At 69.6% G+C, this 17,219-nt stretch carries 13 protein-coding genes; 6 read left to right on the forward strand and 7 right to left on the reverse strand.

Features of this window, described 5'->3' with window-relative positions; all coding sequences use genetic code 11:
* Positions 1-666 (reverse strand): hypothetical protein (locus tag A5681_RS15290; protein ID WP_197498613.1); only part of this gene is annotated, 666 nt, incomplete at its 3' end.
* A gap of 222 nt (positions 667-888) precedes the next feature.
* Here A5681_RS15290 and A5681_RS15295 point away from each other — a divergent pair.
* Positions 889-2,778, forward strand: a complete 1,890-nt coding sequence (locus A5681_RS15295) for an MFS transporter (RefSeq protein WP_067276262.1) — start codon at positions 889-891, stop codon at positions 2,776-2,778.
* On the opposite strand, the gene A5681_RS15300 is transcribed toward A5681_RS15295, so the two are convergent.
* The gene (locus tag A5681_RS15300; protein ID WP_067276265.1) at positions 2,775-6,194 is read right to left on the reverse strand and encodes a TM0106 family RecB-like putative nuclease; all 3,420 of its coding nucleotides are present in this window, start codon (positions 6,192-6,194) and stop codon (positions 2,775-2,777) included. The genes A5681_RS15295 and A5681_RS15300 overlap by 4 nt on opposite strands.
* A 44-nt stretch (positions 6,195-6,238) precedes the next feature.
* Positions 6,239-6,838, reverse strand: coding sequence for an LppP/LprE family lipoprotein (locus A5681_RS15305; RefSeq protein WP_067276266.1), 600 nt, complete (start codon positions 6,836-6,838; stop codon positions 6,239-6,241).
* 132 nt (positions 6,839-6,970) lie between these two features.
* Here A5681_RS15305 and A5681_RS15310 point away from each other — a divergent pair, with 132 nt between their 5' ends.
* Together A5681_RS15310 and A5681_RS15315 are read left to right on the forward strand one after the other, a co-directional pair.
* The gene (locus tag A5681_RS15310) at positions 6,971-8,671 is read left to right on the forward strand and encodes a DEAD/DEAH box helicase (protein WP_067276273.1); all 1,701 of its coding nucleotides are present in this window, start codon (positions 6,971-6,973) and stop codon (positions 8,669-8,671) included.
* The gene (locus A5681_RS15315) at positions 8,668-9,807 is read left to right on the forward strand and encodes an acyltransferase family protein (RefSeq protein WP_067276274.1); all 1,140 of its coding nucleotides are present in this window, start codon (positions 8,668-8,670) and stop codon (positions 9,805-9,807) included. The genes A5681_RS15310 and A5681_RS15315 overlap by 4 nt, the downstream gene beginning before the upstream one ends.
* A 178-nt stretch (positions 9,808-9,985) precedes the next feature.
* Here the strand turns inward: A5681_RS15315 and A5681_RS15320 are convergent, their stop codons facing one another.
* The 3 genes from A5681_RS15320 to A5681_RS15330 all read right to left on the reverse strand — a co-directional run bounded on the left by A5681_RS15320 (position 9,986) and on the right by A5681_RS15330 (position 13,241).
* A complete protein-coding gene (locus A5681_RS15320; protein ID WP_067276277.1) occupies positions 9,986-10,564 on the reverse strand; it encodes a TetR/AcrR family transcriptional regulator in 579 nt (192 codons plus the stop codon).
* On the reverse strand, positions 10,564-11,805 hold the full coding sequence (locus A5681_RS15325; RefSeq protein ID WP_197498614.1) for a cytochrome P450: 1,242 nt from the start codon (positions 11,803-11,805) through the stop codon (positions 10,564-10,566). Before A5681_RS15325 ends, A5681_RS15320 begins: the two co-directional genes overlap by 1 nt.
* Positions 11,806-11,873: 68 nt before the next feature.
* The gene (locus A5681_RS15330) at positions 11,874-13,241 is read right to left on the reverse strand and encodes an FAD-binding oxidoreductase (protein WP_067276281.1); all 1,368 of its coding nucleotides are present in this window, start codon (positions 13,239-13,241) and stop codon (positions 11,874-11,876) included.
* Between the two features lie 65 nt (positions 13,242-13,306).
* On the opposite strand from A5681_RS15330, the gene A5681_RS27460 reads away from it, so the two are divergent.
* Complete coding sequence (locus tag A5681_RS27460) at positions 13,307-13,903, forward strand: SHOCT domain-containing protein (protein ID WP_067276283.1); 597 nt, start codon at positions 13,307-13,309, stop codon at positions 13,901-13,903.
* A gap of 4 nt (positions 13,904-13,907) precedes the next feature.
* Here A5681_RS27460 and A5681_RS15340 read toward each other — a convergent pair whose 3' ends face one another.
* Entirely contained in the window at positions 13,908-15,152 is a 1,245-nt protein-coding gene (locus tag A5681_RS15340) for an MFS transporter (RefSeq protein ID WP_067276285.1), read from the reverse strand.
* Positions 15,153-15,235: 83 nt separating this feature from the next.
* On the opposite strand from A5681_RS15340, the gene A5681_RS15345 reads away from it, so the two are divergent.
* Both A5681_RS15345 and A5681_RS15350 read left to right on the forward strand, forming a co-directional pair.
* Positions 15,236-16,063, forward strand: coding sequence for a uracil-DNA glycosylase (locus tag A5681_RS15345; RefSeq protein ID WP_067276288.1), 828 nt, complete (start codon positions 15,236-15,238; stop codon positions 16,061-16,063).
* Positions 16,060-17,178 carry an FAD-binding protein gene (locus A5681_RS15350; protein ID WP_067276291.1) on the forward strand — a complete coding sequence of 373 codons (1,119 nt, stop codon included), beginning with the start codon at positions 16,060-16,062 and terminating at the stop codon, positions 17,176-17,178. Before A5681_RS15345 ends, A5681_RS15350 begins: the two co-directional genes overlap by 4 nt.
* The last annotated feature ends 41 nt before the right edge of the window (positions 17,179-17,219 follow it).

A 17,219-nucleotide genomic window follows, 5' to 3' on the forward strand; every position in this document is an offset into this window, starting at 1 on the left:
GCCGACGGCCCCGACGACGATGCCGATGCCCACCGGCAACAGCTTGCCGAACACCAGGGCGCCGCGGCGCAGCGTGTACCGCTTGAGCCACGATTTGAGCAGCCGCGAGTTCAGCCGCGACATCGACGACAGCGGCACCGCGGCCACGCTCTCGGAAATCCAGCCACCGTTGGTGCGGGCGGGCCCGAACAGCTGGGTGACCGCCTCCCTGCTGTTGTCGCCGACCAGCACGGACAGCACCAGGGCGCGGCGGCGTTCCCGGTGATCGGCGGGAATGTCGTACACCACGGCGACGGCCAGCACGAAGAACGCGGTGGCCTCCAGGAACGTGACCGTCTCGGCGGCCGCGGCGGACAGCGCGCTCAACGTGCCGATGCCCGGGATGGTCGCCGCCGCGCCCACCGCCATGCCGCTGGCCGTCACCATGCCCACGTAGCGTTTCTGCAGCTTGGCGAGGATGTCGGCGGGGCTGCTGTTCGGGTGCGCATTGCGCAACCGGGACACATAGGCCTCCGCGGCCGGGCCTTGAATCCGCGAGCTCCGCTCGATGACCTGGGCCAATGCCCGCGCGGACGCCTTGGGCCGGCCGTTGGTGGCCGTCGGCGCCTCATCCGCGTGCGACATGTTAAAAAACCGGTTCGAAGACCGCTTCCGTCGGGCCCGCATCTTGCCTCTCCTGAAATGGCGTCCTACCAGGCTAACGTGCCCGCTGCGGAACACCGCCCGAACACGAAAGCTTGGGGGTGGTGTACCCCGGATCGGATCCTTGGCTGCCCTCAATCGCCGCAAGGGCAATAATGCAGGCTGGATGTCCGTGATGGGGCGGGCCGATCGATAAAGAAGGCCCGTGCAGGCACGCTTCGTCCGAAGCTGAAACGAGGTGGGGAGATGGCCACGGCGACGCCTCCGTCGGCCGGGGGAACCCGGCGCGCGGCGCCGAACCCACCCCACGCCGGGCGTCGGAATTTGCTCGTCGAGAACTCGCCGCAGTCACAGAAGCCGTGGAACGCGCTCTGGGCGATGATGATCGGCTTCTTCATGATCATGGTCGACTCGACCATCGTCGCCATCGCGAACCCGACGATCATGACCAACTTGCACATTGGCTACGACACGGTGATCTGGGTGACCAGCGCATACCTGCTGGGTTACGCGGTCGTCCTGCTGGTGTCCGGGCGGCTCGGTGACCGATTCGGTCCCAAGAACATGTACCTGATCGGCCTGGTGGTGTTCACCGTCGCCTCGGTGTGGTGTGGGCTGTCGGGCAGCGCCGCCATGCTGATCGCGGCCCGCGTCGTGCAAGGGGTGGGCGCCGGGGTGCTCACGCCACAGACGTTGTCGACGATCACCCGGATCTTCCCGCCGGAGCGCCGCGGCGTCGCGGTGAGCCTGTGGGGCGCCACCGCCGGCGTGGCCAGCCTGGTGGGCCCGCTGGCCGGCGGCGTGCTGGTCGACGGGTTGGGCTGGCAGTGGATCTTCTTCGTCAACGTCCCCATCGGCGTGCTGGGGCTGGTGCTGGCGTACTGGCTGGTCCCAGTGCTGCCCACCCAGGCGCACCGGTTCGACGTGGTGGGAGTCGTGCTGTCCGGCGCGGGCATGTTCCTGATCGTGTTCGGCCTGCAGCAGGGTCAGGCCGCGCACTGGGAACCGTGGATCTGGGCGATGATCGTCGCCGGCATCGGGTTCATGACGGTGTTCGTGTTCTGGCAGTCGATGAACACCGCCGAGCCGCTGATCCCCCTGGTGATCTTCGGCGACCGCGACTTCGGTCTGTGCAACGTCGGCGTGGCCATCATCTCGTTCGCCGCGACGGCGATGATGTTGCCGCTGACGTTCTATGCGCAGGCCGTCTGCGGGCTCTCGCCGACGCGCTCGGCCCTGCTGATCGCGCCGATGGCGATCGCCAACGGCGTGTTCGCGCCGTTCGTCGGCAGGATCGTCGACCGATACCATCCGCGGCCGGTCCTCGGTTTCGGCTTCTCGGTGTTGGCGATCGCGCTGACCTGGCTCACGTTCGAGATGTCGCCGGCGACGCCGATCTGGCGGCTGGTGTTGCCGTTCTTCGCGACGGGCGTCGGGATGGCGTTCGTGTGGTCGCCGCTGACCGCCACCGCGACCCGCAACCTGCCGCCGAGCCTGGCCGGCGCGGGCTCGGCGGTGTACAACTCGGTCCGCCAACTCGGCGCGGTGCTGGGCAGCGCCGGCATGGCGGCCTTCATGACCTCGCGGATCGGCGCCGAGATGCCGGCGCAGCCGTCCCCCGGCGGCGGCGAGGGGCCCGCGACCCTGCAACTGCCCGAGTTCCTGCGTGACCCCTTCGCGGCCGCCATGTCGCAGTCGGTCCTGTTGCCCGCGTTCATCGCCCTGTTCGGGATCGTGGCCGCGCTGTTCCTGGTCGGCTTCGCGCCGTCGGCAGCGAGGGGCCTGCCCGAGGCGGGTGACGCGGTCGACGACGACTACGACGACGACGAGTACGTCGAATTCATCCTGCTCCGCGAACCCGAGCCCGCCCCCGCGCCGGACGGCCGGGTCACCCGCCCGCGACCACCGCCGCCGGACGTGCGGCCAATCGGGTTCGCGCACAACGGCTCTCACGTCGACGCGCGCCAGCGTTTCCGTCCGGTCACCGAGCGCTCGGCGCGGGCCTACCCGTCCGCCCCCCGCAGTCGGCCGGCGCCGCCGCCGCGACAGCAGAACGGCGCGCCGCGAGTTCAGCGCCACGGCCGCGACCCCGACGACGAGCCCACCGGGTACGGCCGCCACTCCTCCGGGAACTAGGTGATCGCCGGGCGGGTCTCCGTCAGCGCGAGAAACGCTCCCAGGTCGATCAGGCCCGCGGGCGTGCCGGGCAGGTATTCGGTCAGCGATTCCGAGCGCACGATGACGGCCGCGTACTGGGCGCGGCTGATGGCGACGTTAAGCCGGTTCCTGTTGAGCAGGAACGACATTCCGCGTGGCACCGTGTCCGCGGTGGAGGCCGTCATCGAGATGAACACGACGGGGGCCTGCCCGCCCTGGAACTTGTCGACGGTGCCGACCCGGATTTCGTCGAGGCCGGCGGCGGTCAGCCGCCGGCGCAGCAGCCCCACCTGGGCGTTGTACGGTGCGAGCACCAACACATCGGAGGCGGTCAGTGGACGGGTGCCGCGCTCGTCGGTCCAGGCCGCGCCGAGCAGGCGGTCGATCTCGGCGGCGATCGCGTCGGCCTCCTCGGGGCTCTCGGTCGAATTGCCGTGGTGCTCAACCGAGATCGTTCGCACGCCGGGCCGGTAGCCGGCAAGGCAGCGCGCGGCGGTGCACTCGTGCGAGTGTAACCTGCCTTCATAGGAGAGCGCGGAGACCGCCGCGCAAACCGCCGGGTGCATGCGATAGGAGCGGTCCAGGAAATACCCGCGCTCATCGGGCAGGGTGCGCTGACCGTCCACCAGCCAGTCGAGCGCGGACGTGTCGACCGGGTCGGGGTGGGTGCCCTGACTGACTTGCGGCAGCTGCTGGGGATCGCCGAGCAGCAGTAGGTTGGCGGCGGCCGGCGCGACGGCAATGGTGTTGGCCAAACAGAACTGGCCGGCCTCGTCGATCACCAGCAGGTCGAGGCCAGCCGGTGGCACCCGGTTGGCATTCGCGAAATCCCATGCGGTACCGCCCAATACGCAGCCGGGCGTGTCGGCGATGAACGCGGCGTAGGCGCTGCTGTCGATCTCCTGCCAGCGGGGGGCGCGGTGGTCGTTGCGTTTCTTCGCCACTCGCTGCGGGTCCAGCCCCGCGTCGATGACGCAGTCCAGCAGGTTCTCCACCGTGGCATGCGATTGTGCGACAACGCCGATCCGCCAGCCATGATCGGTCGCCAGGCGTTGAACCACGCGCGCTGCGGTGTGCGTCTTGCCGGTGCCGGGTGGTCCGTGCACGGCCAGGTATGACGAGTCCAGATCGAGCAACGCGGCCGTGATAGCGGCGGCGGTGTCGGCGCCGCGGGGCAGTGGTGAGCCGCTACGCGTGCGCGGCGCGCGGCGCAGCAGGATGTCGACCGCGGCGCGGCGGGGTAGCCGCGGCAGGCCGGTGGCCACGGCGGCGGCCGTGGACTCGATCGAGTCCCGCAGCGCGGTCGTCGGGATCGGCGGGCCGGGGGTCAGCGCGAACGGGAGTTGGTGAAAAGGCTTGCCGTCGCTGCCGACTCGCTCCACGATGGTGACTTCGGTGGGCAGCGCTGGATCGTCGGCGGCGATCACCGTGGCGCGTCCGGCCGCCCGCCGGTCGGGGTCGTCGGACATGCCCGGTGGTGCCGGCGGGTCGTAGAGGGCGAAGACGTCGGTCATCAGCTCGCCGCGTGCGAGTTCGCCGCGCAGCGTCACCCGCCGTTGCGGCTTTCGCGCACGGGGCGGCGTGTTCCAGTCCGCGCTGACCGACGCGTGTTCCGCGACGAAGACGTCGGTGTTGTCCGCCCATTCCTCCACGGGGAAGTTCAACCGATCGAAGTGGGCCCACCAGAACGGTTTATCCTCGCGCCGGTGATAACCGCGGGCGGCGGCCAGCAGCGCCACCGCCGTCTGCTCGGGCGTGCGCTCGCCCGCCGCCGCGTCGCCGGTGAACGTTGAGAGGGTCAGCGCCAGCTGGTCGCGGTCCTCGACGGTGTTGCCGCCCCGCACGGGCTGGGCACCGATCGGCACTACGCCGGATTCGTAGGCGCGCAACATCAGCCAGTTACGCAGTTCTTGGGTCGAGCGGCAGTCGTATTGGTTGTAGTCCTCGATCTCCTTGAGCACGGAGGCGGCGTCGTCGCCGCGCCCGTCGGCGCGCAGCTCGCAGTACCGGGCGTAGGAGGTGATCGAGCCGGTGGCCGTGGTGACGTCGCCGCTGCGCAGCTGCGCTCCCATGTAGAGCGGCTCCAGCGCCTTCAGGCTGAACGACTCCGCTCCCACGCGAATGCTCTTGCGCACCAAGGGGTAGAGGTCGACCAGGGTTCCGCTGCGCAGCAGCTCGTCAACCTGGTCCTCGCCCACCCCGTAGCGGCCGGCGAGCCGCAGCAACGCGGTCTTCTCGTACGGCGCGTAGTGGTAGATGTGCATGTTGGGCCTCCGCTTGCGGCGCTTGGCCACCATCGCCAGGAAATCGGTCAGGGCCTTGCGTTCCTCCACCCGGTTGTGCGCCCAGATCGGCCGGAACGCGCCGGAGGGCCCGGCCTCCAGGACACCGAACAGGTATTCCAGGCCCCACTCCTTGCCGTCGACGGTCCACAGCGGGTCGCCCTCGAAGTCGAAGAACAGGTCGCCGGGGTCCGGTTCGGGGAGCAGCGTCAGCGGCTGGGGGTCGACGATCTCGAACCGCGGCGTGCCGGTCTCGCGTTGGCGGACTTGCAGTCTCGCCTGGGCGGTCAACTTGCCGACCGCGACCGGCGCCAGGTCCGGCACGGGACCGACATGCCGGGCCAGCTCGGACACGGTGGTGATGCCGGCGTCGATCAGCTTGTCCCGCTGGGCCACTCGCATGCCGGCAACCAGCAGCAAGTCGTCGGCGGCCTGCAACTGCTCGGTGCACAAGGGGCACCGCAAACAAGCGCCCACGCCCTCGTCGTCCCAGCGAACGGCGGAGCCGCCGGCGTGGTGCGCATCGAGGAGCAGCTGCAACCGCGCGCGCTGGAAACGGTAAACCGGAATCAGGTCGTGGACCCGATAGCGCGCGACGGTTCCGTCACCCAGGTGCAGTTCGGCCTCCGGCGCCACCGGGACGCCCGCGGCACCGAGCGCGTCGGCGTAGGCGGCCAGCTGCAACAGCGCGGTGACCTTGGCCGAACGGGCCAGCTTGGTGTCGACGACCCGGTACCGCTCACCGTCGCGCACCAGGAAGTCGGCGAAGCCGACGAAGCGGCCGTCGAACATCGCCGCCTGATAGACCGCGGGTGCGCCGGCGGCGATGGCGCGCCGCGTCGCCTCTGCCGCCGCCGCGAGGCCCTCGAGGGTGTAGGCCGGGCGGCCGATGACCACGACGCCGTCACCGAACTTGGCACGCAACCGGTCCAGTTCGCGCCGCTCGTGTTCGGTTCCGAGGGCGGCGGTCCGCGCGAGAAGGTCGTCCTCGACCGCGGCGGACGGTCCCCAGCCCAGCCTCGCGTCGAAATCCCGCAACAACGTGTACTCGCAGCGGGCGGCGGCGGCGAGGTCCGACGCGCTGTACACGATGCTGTCGCCGGTGACGAACACAGCAGCAACTGTAGGTGAGGGGACCGACGAAAAGTCGGCTCCGCCTAGCGTCCCGGCGCGTTACCGATCAGCTCGACGCCGTTGCCGTTCCAGTGGAACCGCACGTCGGTGTTCAACCCGTTGATGCCGCTGGGATAGGTCAGCGCGACCGTGTCGCCGGTGGTCTGCGCCGCGTCGACGCCGTTGAAGCCGTAGGTGTCGGGCACCCCTTGCGGGATGAACTGTCCGAGATGGAACAGCACCGCGCGGGTGGTGGGATTGACGGCGTTGGTGTTGGCCTTGATGATCACCGCCGACAGCTGAGCGCACTGGTTGTAGTTGCCGGCCAGCGGCTCCGGGTTCCAGGGTTGCTGGCTGCGCGGGTCGCGCGGCAACTCCGAGACCACCTTGGCGATGGTGGGTGAGGCGAGGTTGATAGCGCACGGGTCGGCCGGCGGGGCGTTGCCGCCGGGCGGCGCGGCGGCGCCGGAGGGCTGGGCCGGAGCGGTGATGGACGGGGTCTCGGTCGTCGTCGTGGCCTGCGGCGTCTTCGCGACGGTGGAGTCTCCCGAACCACACCCGGTCAACGTCATGGCGATCAACGCGACAGCGGCCGAGCCGGTCAGTGGCTCGGTACGGCGGGGTAGCGACCACACATCGGGCACCGTACCGTCATCGCGGGTGCGGGTGTGACAGGCATGCCCGGGCCCGGCGCGGCTGTGCTCATGATCACGTGGTCGCCGCCCGCAGCGCTCAGCTCCCGCTGAGCTCGCGGCCACCACTAGACTCCATGGACGATGAACCACCCGGACAGCTCGCCCGAGGCTGCCTCTACGACGTTTGCCGACCTGCAGATCCATCCCGCCGTCTTGCGGGCGATCGCCGACGTCGGCTACGAGTCACCCACCGGCATCCAGGCCGCGACGATTCCGGCGCTGATGGCGGGCTCCGACGTCGTGGGGCTCGCGCAGACCGGCACCGGCAAGACGGCGGCGTTCGCCATCCCGATCCTGTCCAGAATCGACGTCACCAGCACCGCGACGCAGGCACTGGTGCTCGCGCCCACCCGGGAGTTGGCGCTGCAGGTGGCCGAGGCGTTCAGCCGCTACGGGGCCCATCTGCCGAAGATCAACGTGCTACCGATTTACGGCGGCTCTTCCTACACCGTGCAACTGGCGGGGCTACGGCGCGGCGCTCAGGTGGTGGTCGGGACACCCGGCCGGGTGATCGACCACCTCGAGCGCGGGACGCTCGACCTGTCGCGGGTCGACTACCTGGTGCTCGACGAGGCCGACGAGATGCTCACCATGGGCTTCGCCGAAGACGTCGAACGGATCCTCTCCGAAACCCCGGAGTACAAGCAGGTCGCCCTGTTCTCGGCGACCATGCCGCCGGCGATCCGCAAACTCACCACCAAGTACCTGCACGACCCGCTCGAAGTCACCACCAAGGCCAAAACCGCCACCGCCGAGAACATCTCGCAGCGCTACATCCAGGTGGCCGGTCCGCGCAAGATGGACGCGCTGACCCGGGTCCTGGAGGTCGAGCCGTTCGAGGCGATGATCGTCTTCGTGCGCACCAAGCAGGCCACCGAGGAGGTCGCGGAAAAGCTCAGGGCGCGGGGCTTTTCCGCGGCCGCCATCAATGGCGACATCCCACAGGGGCAACGCGAACGGACCGTCGCCGCGCTGAAGGACGGCGGCATCGACATCCTGGTCGCCACCGACGTGGCCGCCCGCGGCCTGGACGTGGAGCGCATCTCGCACGTGCTCAACTACGACATCCCGCATGACACCGAGTCCTACGTGCATCGCATCGGACGCACCGGCCGGGCCGGGCGCTCGGGGACCGCGCTGCTCTTCGTATCGCCGCGGGAACGCCACCTGCTCAAGGCGATCGAAAAGGCAACGCGGCAAACGCTCACCGAGTCCGAGCTGCCCACCGTCGAGGACGTCAACGCCCAGCGGGTGGCGAAGTTCGCCGACTCCATCACCGACGCGCTGGGCCGTCCGGGCATCGATCTGTTCCGCAAGCTGGTCGAGGACTACGAACGCGAGCATGACGTCCCGCTGGCCGACATCGCGGCGGCGCTGGCGCTGCAGGCCCGCGACGGCGAGGAGTTCCTGATGGCGCCCGAGCCGCCACGCGAGCGGCGCGAGCGGCACACCGAACGCCGCGACCGTCCCGAAAGACCCAGGCAGGACAGGTCGTTCGCCACCTATCGGATCGCGGTGGGCAAGCGGCACAAGATCGGCCCGGGCGCGATCGTCGGCGCCATCGCCAACGAGGGTGGTCTGCATCGCAGCGATTTCGGCCACATCGCCATCGGCCCGGACTTCTCGTTGGTGGAGCTGCCGGCCAAGCTGCCCAAGTCGACGCTGAAAAAACTTGAACACACCCGAATCTCGGGGGTGCTGATCAACCTTCAGCCCGACCGGTCGGCGGCCAAGCCCCGCAGCCGTGACGGTCAGAAGCCCCGCAGGAAACACCCGGGATGACCCTGTCGGAAGAACAAGACGCCCAGGGGGGACTCGAACAGACCGCCCACGTCGACCGGGTGGCGTCGCTGACCGGAATCCGCGCCGTGGCGGCCCTGCTCGTCGTCGGCACCCACGCCGCCTACACCACCGGCAAGTACACCCATGGCTATTGGGGACTGGTCGGATCCCGGTTGGAGATCGGCGTGCCGATCTTTTTCGTGCTGTCCGGCTTCCTGCTGTTCCGTCCGTGGCTGAAGGCCGCCGCCACCGGCGGACCGCCGCCGTCGCTGAGTCGCTATGCGTGGCACCGGGTTCGGCGCATCATGCCCGCCTACGTCATCACCGTGCTGTTCGCCTACGTGCTGTACCACTTCCGTGAGGCGGGACCCAACCCCGGGCACACGTGGCTCGGGCTGGCGCGCAACCTGACGCTGACGCAGATCTACTGCAACGGCTACCTGGGTAAGTACCTGCACCAGGGGCTGACCCAAATGTGGAGCCTCGCGGTGGAAGCGTCGTTCTATGTGCTGCTTCCGCTGCTGGCCTACCTGCTGTTGGTGATCGTCTGCCGCCGGCGCTGGCAGCCGAGACTGCTGCTCGCGGCGCTGGCGGGGTTGACGCTGATCAGCCCGGCCTGGCTGGTTCTGGTGCACACCGATCACTGGTTTCCCGACGGCGCGCGGCTGTGGCTGCCGACCTACCTGGCCTGGTTCCTCGCCGGGATGCTGCTGGCCGTCCTGCAGGCGATGGGGGTGCGGGGGTATGCGTTCGTGGCGATACCGCTGGCCGTCGTCTGCTATTTCATCGTGTCCACGCCCATCGCCGGCGCGCCCACCACGTCGCCGGCGACGCTGAGCGAGGCCTTGTTCAAGACCTGCTTCTACGCGGTGATCGCCGCGCTCGCCGTGGCGCCGCTGGCTCTAGGCGATCGGGGTTGGTATTGGCGGCTGCTGGCGACCCGGCCGATGGTGTGGCTGGGGGAGATCTCCTACGAGATTTTCCTGATCCACTTGATCACCATGGAATTCGCGATGGTCTACATCGTTCGCGCCCATGTCTACACCGGCTCGATGCTGAACCTGTTCCTCGCGACAATGGTGGTGACGATTCCGTTGGCCTGGCTGCTGCACCGCTTCACCCGCGTGCGGACCTGAGCCCTCGCACCTGTCCCGTCCGCCACAGGCGTACCGCCGCGGAGGCGGGCGACGAAGTGCCCGCCTCGCAGCGACAACGCCGGCGCAACGCCCGGCGCTCGCGGCTTGTCGCTCAGAGGCGGGCATTTCGGGCAATGGTCCTCAACCGGGAACCGGAGTCGCCGGTGTGACGACGCGCCTAGCCCCGGGCGGAGACCGGCGTGACGATCGGGACCACGAACTCCTCGATCATCGCCCGCTCGTCGGCGTCGTCTCGACCTGGGAACTGCAGCAGCGAAGCGACCACCCGCACCACCCAGCGCGCGCGGCGCTCAACGATGGCGGGGTCTTCGGGCCCGAGCGAACCGACGAACGCGGCGGCCAACGCGGTGATCACCTCGGACTGCCCGGCCACCTCCGCGCCGATCGGCGGGCGGCTGACGGCGAACCATGAGGCCAGCGCGCGGCTGCCGCGAACCATCCGCAGCGTGGCGGTGATGCTGGCCACCAGCCGCTCCCGGGGGTCGTCGATGCCGCCGATCTGCTCCTTGATCGCACGGCTCAGCCGGTGCGTCTCGCGGTGCACATAGGCCGTGCGCAGCGCCTCCCGGTTCTCGAAGTACCGGTACAGCGTCGCGCGGGAACACCCTGCGGCCTTTGCGATTTCGTTCATGCCGATCGAAGCCTGGTCGCGTTCGGTGTAGAGCTGCTCGGCCGCGTCGAGGATCCGGTCCGCGGCGGCCTCGCTGCGGTGCGCGCCCAGCCAGTCGTTGGGCATCAGGATCTCACCCGAATCGGTACGGACAGCGGCCGCCGCACGTAACTGCCGCCCGACCACACGATCGCGGTTTCATCCACCTCGAAATCCGGGCAGCGGCTGAGCAATTCGGTGAGGGCGACCCGCGATTGCATCCGCGCCGCCGCCGCGCCCAGGCAATGGTGCGCGCCGTGGCTGAAGGTCAGGATGTTGCGCGGGCAGCGGGTGACGTCGAGCTCGCCCGCGTCCGGGCCGTATTGACGCTCGTCCCGATTGGCCGACCCATACAACAGGAACACCTTGCGGCCGGCGGGGATGGTGGTGTCGCCGATCGTCACGTCGCGGGTTGTCGTGCGGGCCAGCCCCTGCACCGGCGAGGTGAGCCGCAGCAGCTCCTCTACCGCGTCCGGGATCAGGCCCGGGTCCTCGACGAGAAGCCGCCGCTGGTCGGGCCGCTGATGCAGCAAAGGCATTGAGCCGCCCAGCATCCCGGTGGTGGTGTCGTTGCCACCGGTCACCATGGTGAACGTGAACGCCAGCACCGACAGTGTGCCGGCGATGTCGCCGTCGGCGCCCACCCCGGCGGCGACCAGGTGCGAGATGGTGTCGTCCTCGGGCTCGCTGCGACGGCGCTCGATCAGCTCGGTGAAGTAGGCCATCATCGACCCGACCGCGTCGCCGACGGTTTCCAGCGCGCCGGCCAGGCCGGTGTCGCTGGTGTTCGCCGCGACGATCACGTCCGTCCACCAGTCGAATTGCGCCCGGTCGGCCTCGGGGACGCCGAGGTAGTGGGCGACCACCATCGACGGCAGCGGCTTGAACAGCTCGGTGACGATGTCGCCGCCGCCGGCGGCGCGCAGCCGCTCGATGCGCTCGACGACGAACTCACGCACCTTGGGCTCCACCGCCTCGACCTGGCGTGGTGTGAAGCCGCGTGAGACGAGTTTGCGAAACTCCGTGTGCACCGGCGGATCCTGCATCACGAACGGTGGATTGTCTTGCAGGCCAATCATTTCCAGGTCGCCGTAATTGACCGTCAGACCCTGCGCGGAGGAGAACGTCTCGTGATCGCGCGCGGCGGCCCACACGTCGGCGTGCCGGGACAGCACGTAGTAGTCATGGTCGGGCCGGCTGGCCGGGACGACGTGGTGCACCGGATCGTGGTCGCGAAGCGCGCGGTACATCGGCCAGGGGTTCGCCCAGGTCTCGGCGGTGGCCAGCTCGAACGTGACCGGCGCATGGTGAGACATAACCGCAGACATGTCTCATTGGTACGACAATCGCGCGAAGATGTCAACCGCCCCGCCGCCGGGCGCCCGAGCGCAGACAGCTAGATGCCCGCGCCCGGGTTGAGGATGCCCTGGGGGTCGAGGGCCTGTTTGATGCGCCGGTTGAGATCCATCACCTCGGGGCCCAGGTAGCCGGCCAGCCACGGCCGCTTGAGCCGGCCGACGCCGTGCTCGCCAGTAACCGTGCCGCCGAGCCCGACGGCGAGGTCCATGATCTCGCCGAAGGCGAGATGGGCCCGCTCGGTCATCGCGGCGTCCGCGGGGTCGTACACGATCAGCGGGTGGGTGTTGCCGTCACCGGCGTGGGCGATGACCGAGATGGTCAGGTCGCGTTCGGCCGCGATGTCCGCGATGCCGGTGACCAACCGGCCCAGTGCCGGCAGGGGCACCCCGACGTCCTCGAGCAGCAGCGACCCCTTCGCCTCCACCGCGGGAATGCAGAACCGGCGGGCCGCGACGAACGCCTCGCCCTCGTCGGGATCGTCGGTCGAAAACACCTCCGCCGCACCACATTCCGCGAACACGTCGGCCATCACCGAAGCGTCCTCGCTGCCCGCGCGCCCCCTTTCATCGGAGCCGGCCACCAGCATGGCCGCCGCGCCGCGATCCAGGTCCATGCGCAGGGTGTCCTCGACGGCGTTGATCGCCACCGAATCCATGAACTCCAGCATCGAGGGGCGCACCCGCGCGGTGACCCCGAGAACCGCCGCGACGGCCGCCTCGACAGTCGCGAAGGAGGCCACCACGATGCTGGACGCGTTCTGCTTGGGCACCAGCCGCAGCGTGACCTCGGTGACCACGCCCAGGGTGCCCTCGCTGCCGACGAAAAGCTTTGTCAGCGAAAGCCCCGCCACGTCCTTGAGCCGGGGGCCACCGAGCCGGACCGCCGTGCCGTCGGCGAGCACCACCTGCATGCCCAGCACATAGTCGGTGGTGACGCCGTACTTCACGCAGCACAGCCCGCCGGCGTTGGTGGCGATGTTGCCGCCGATGCTGCAGATCTCGAACGACGAGGGGTCCGGCGGATACCACAGGCCGTGCTCGGCGACGGCCTTCTTGACCTCGGCGTTGAACAATCCGGGCTGGCATACCGCCGTGCGGGTCACCGGGTCGACGGTGATGTCGCGCATCTTCTCCGTCGACAGCACGATGCCGTTGTCCAGCGCCGTCGCCCCGCCGGACAGGCCGCTGCCGGCTCCCCGGGTCACCACCGGCACCGCGTGCGCGGATGCCCAGCGCAACACGGTCTGGACGTCCTCGGTGCACCGCGGGCGCACCACCGCCAGCGGTTTGCCGGCCGACGGGTCGAAGGCGCGGTCCTGGCGGTAGCCCTCCGTCACGGCCGGGTCGGTGACGACCATCCCGTCGGGCAGGCCGGCGATCAGCTCGGCCAGGACGTCAGCACTCACGATCCGATCCTACGGTCCCATCAGCGCTGTACAGTGAAGCGATTCTGGGAAAGGTCGGGTCCAAGATGTTCGGACGCAAAGATCTCAGCAAAGTCGGCACCCGTGCGTTCGCGGACGTCCTGGCCGCCGAACAGTCGGCGATCTCGGTCACCGTCGGCAATCCGAACCTGGTCAACAACACCGAGGTTCGCTGGAAGCTGCTGCTGCGGGTCACGCCCGAGGGCGAGGCGCCGTTCGAGGCCAGCGTCACCGCGCTGCTACCTCAGCTGAGCCCGCCGCGACCGGGCCTGAGGCTGGCGGTGTTGTTCGACCCGAAGGACCACAGCCGCGTGCAGCTCGACCACCGGCCCGTCGCCACGGCCGACGCGGCGGTCGACGCCGTGACGGCGGCCCGCCCCGACCTGGCGGGCGCCCAAGTCATGGGCATGCCGATGACCGACGTCATCCGTCGGGCCATCGCCGACCCGACCGCCTTCCGGGAGGAGATGATGCGGCGCGGCGCCGAGATGCAACAGCAGGCGCTTGGCGCGATGCAGGCGGCGCAGGCCCACCAGGGCGCGGACCCGGTCGACCGGCTCGAGAGGCTGGCCGCGCTGAAGGACCGCGGCCTGCTCACCGACGAGGAATTCGAGCAGCAGAAACGCAAGATCCTCGGCGAGTGACGCATCAGGGCGACTGCGCGTCGAACGCCGGCGCGCGGTCCAGTTCCCGCAGTGACGGCAGCCTCAGAGCCACCAGCCCGATCGCCAGGATCGGCACCGCCAACGCCAGGAACGTGACCTGCAATCCCGCGGCATCGGTGAGCGGCCCGGCCACCAGCAGGCCCAACGGCCCCGCAGCGTAGGTCAGCCCCGCCATCACCCCGACCACGCGGCCGCGCAAGTGCTGCGGCGCCCGGGTCTGCATGACGTAGTTGTAGATGGGCTGGATCGGGCCGTACACCAGGCCGGTCACCCCGCAGAGGACCAGGATGACCGGCAGCGGCGGCAGGAAGGCGATGCCGACCGTCGCGGCGCCGAACGTGAGGGTCGCTGTCAGCACCGCCGTGCGCCGCCGGGTGTGTCGCGACAGCACGGCGTAGCCGAGCGCACCCGCCACGCCGCCGACCGCGAGTGCCATCAACGCCCAACCCAGCTGCGCGGGCTGGTGCCGGTCGGCGAAATACTTTGGGAACAGCACGCTTTCCATCGGCAGGTAGAGCGCCGTCACGGCCAGGTCGATCAGACCGAGCGTCCGGAGCACCCGCAGCCTCCACACGAACCGCAGCCCTTCGGCGATCCCGGACACCAGGCCGTCCGGTCGGGTCGCGTGGTGCGGCTTCCCGGCGCCCTCGAGCCGCAGCGCGCCAATCGCCAAGAGGGACAACCCGAAACAACCGGCCGTGAACCACATGGTGTTGACGCCGCCGACCGTGGCGATCATCAGGCCGCCGATGCCCGGCCCCACCATGAACCCGAGATTGAGCACGGCCTCGTAGCTGCTGTTGGTGCGGTCCAACGACCAGGCCGCCCGGGCGGCGGCCTCAGGCAGCATCGACTGGCGTGCCGTCGTCCCCGCCGGGTCGAACGCCGCCGCGCAGAACCCCAGCACGGCCAGCTCGGCGACGTTGATCGCGTCGGCCCCCAACAGCAGGGCGGTCAGCGGGACGGCGGCCACCGCCGCGCACGACAGCGAATCGGAGACCAGCGACACCCGGCGACGCCCCACCAGGTCGACCGCGGTGCCGGCGACCAGCGTGGAAAGCACCAGCGGCAACGTCATCGCGGCCGCCACCACCGATGCGTCGCGGGCGCGGTCGTGGTGCTGCAAGGCCAGCCAGGGGAACGCGATGATCGAGATGCCGGTGCCCGTCGTCGCCAGCAGCGTGGCGGACAGGATCAGAAGTGCCGGGCCGCGGCTTGTGTGGCTCATGGGTATCCCGGGGAGAATTTAGCCGCTGATCCGCGGCCCGACCACCGAATATTCGGGGCGTGCGGCCGTCGCGCACCGGCTGACTGCAGGATGTTCATGTGCTCGTCCACCCTCGTACCGGCCAGGCGTTCGATTCTCCAGTGGTGCCCGGCACCGGTTGGCCGGGCGATCCGGCGACCCCGCAGACCCCGGTGGCCGCCGACGCCACCCAGGTCGCCGCGTTGGCTCCCCGCGCCACGTCGATCCCCGAACTCGACGCCATGATCAGCGTCTGCCGCGCGTGCCCGCGGCTGGTCGACTGGCGCGAGGATGTCGCCGCTCTCAAGCGCCGCGCGTTCGCCGACCAGCCGTATTGGGGCCGCCCGGTGCCGGGCTGGGGCTCGGAACGTCCGCGGCTGCTGATCGTCGGGTTGGCGCCCGCCGCGCACGGCGCCAACCGGACCGGGCGCATGTTCACCGGGGACCGCTCCGGCGATCAGCTGTACGCGGCGCTGCACCGCGCCGGGCTGGTGAACCAGCCGACCAGCGTCGATGCGGCGGATGGGTTGCGGGCCAACCAGGTTCGGATCGCCGCGCCGGTGCGGTGCGCTCCTCCGGCCAACGCCCCGACGCCGGCGGAGCGGGACACCTGCTGGCCCTGGCTGGAAGCCGAATGGCGGCTGGTGTCCGAGCACGTGCGCGTGATCGTGGCGTTGGGCGGGTTCGCCTGGCAAATCGCGCTGCGGCTGCCGGGCGCGTCCGCGATGCGCAAGCCGCGGTTCGGCCACGGCGTTGTGGCGCAATTCGCCCCCGGTGTGCGGTTACTCGGCTGTTACCACCCGAGCCAGCAAAACATGTTTACCGGTAGGTTGACACCAGCAATGCTCGACGACGTTTTCCGGGACGCGAAAAGGCTGGCAGGGATTAAGTGACTGACGTTCTGATTTCCGGCGCCAGTGTGGCCGGTGCAACGGCGGCTTATTGGCTTGGACGGCATGGCTATTCGGTCACCGTGGTGGAGCGCCACGCCGGGCCGCGGCCGGGCGGCCAGGCGATCGACGTGCGTGGGCCGGCGCTGGGAGTGCTGGAACGCATGGGGTTGCTGGCCGCGGCGCAGAAGCGCAAGACGCAAATTCGCGGCGCTTCGGTCGTCGACCGCGACGGCAAGGAGCTGTCCCGAGACACCGAGGCGACACCCACCGGCGGGCCCATCGACAGCCCCGACATCGAGCTGCTGCGCGACGACCTCGTCGAATTGCTCTACGGCGCAAGCCAATGGACCACCGAGTACATCTTCGACGACACCATCACCGGCTTGGACGACGACGGCGCCGCCGTCAACGTGACCTTCGAACGCGCCCCCGCGCGTAGCTTCGACCTGGTCGTTGGGGCGGACGGATTGCACTCCAACGTGCGCCGGTTGGTGTTCGGCCCCGAGGAGCAATTCATCGAGCGGCTGGGCACCCACGCGGCGATCTTCACCGTGCCCAATTTCCTGGATCTCGACTATTGGCAGACCTGGCACTACGGGGACTCCACGATGGCCGGGGTCTACAGCGCCCGCAACAACACCGAGGCCCGGGCCATGCTCGGCTTCATGGACAGCGATCTGCGGATCGACTACCGGGATACCGAGGCTCAGTTCGCCGAGCTGGAACGGCGGATGGCCGACGACGGCTGGGTGCGTCCCCAGCTCCTCGAATACATGCGCAGCGCGCCGGACTTCTACTTCGACGAGATGTCGCAGATCAAAATGGACCGCTGGTCGAAGGGCAGGGTCGCGCTGGTCGGCGACGCCGGATACTGCTGCTCGCCGTTGTCGGGCCAGGGCACCAGCGTCGCCCTGCTGGGCGCCTACATCCTGGCCGGCGAGCTCGCCGCCGCGGGCGACGACCACGAACTCGGCTTCGCCAACTACCACAAAGAGTTCAACGACTACGTCAAGCGCAACCAGTGGCTGGTCGTCGACAACATCCCGGGCGGGGCGCCCATCCCGCAGGAGGTCTTCGACCGCATCGTCAGCTCGATCACGCTCAAGGACTACTGAGGGGCCGGGAACGTTCGCGGGCCGGAAGGCGTTGAGGCGAA

Source organism: Mycobacterium scrofulaceum, assembly GCF_001667885.1.
In the GTDB taxonomy this organism is placed as follows: domain Bacteria; phylum Actinomycetota; class Actinomycetes; order Mycobacteriales; family Mycobacteriaceae; genus Mycobacterium; species Mycobacterium scrofulaceum_C.

Excerpts from the sequence above, each read along its gene's own strand:
- A5681_RS15295 (WP_067276262.1), top strand. The coding sequence starts at position 889 with ATGGCCACGGCGACGCCTCCGTCGGCCGGGGGAACCCGGCGCGCGGCG.
- A5681_RS15310 (WP_067276273.1), top strand. The coding sequence starts at position 6,971 with ATGAACCACCCGGACAGCTCGCCCGAGGCTGCCTCTACGACGTTTGCC.
- A5681_RS15315 (WP_067276274.1), top strand. The coding sequence starts at position 8,668 with ATGACCCTGTCGGAAGAACAAGACGCCCAGGGGGGACTCGAACAGACC.
- A5681_RS15320 (WP_067276277.1), bottom strand. The coding sequence starts at position 10,564 with ATGCCCAACGACTGGCTGGGCGCGCACCGCAGCGAGGCCGCCGCGGAC.
- A5681_RS15325 (WP_197498614.1), bottom strand. The coding sequence starts at position 11,805 with ATGTCTGCGGTTATGTCTCACCATGCGCCGGTCACGTTCGAGCTGGCC.
- A5681_RS27460 (WP_067276283.1), top strand. The coding sequence starts at position 13,307 with ATGTTCGGACGCAAAGATCTCAGCAAAGTCGGCACCCGTGCGTTCGCG.
- A5681_RS15340 (WP_067276285.1), bottom strand. The coding sequence starts at position 15,152 with ATGAGCCACACAAGCCGCGGCCCGGCACTTCTGATCCTGTCCGCCACG.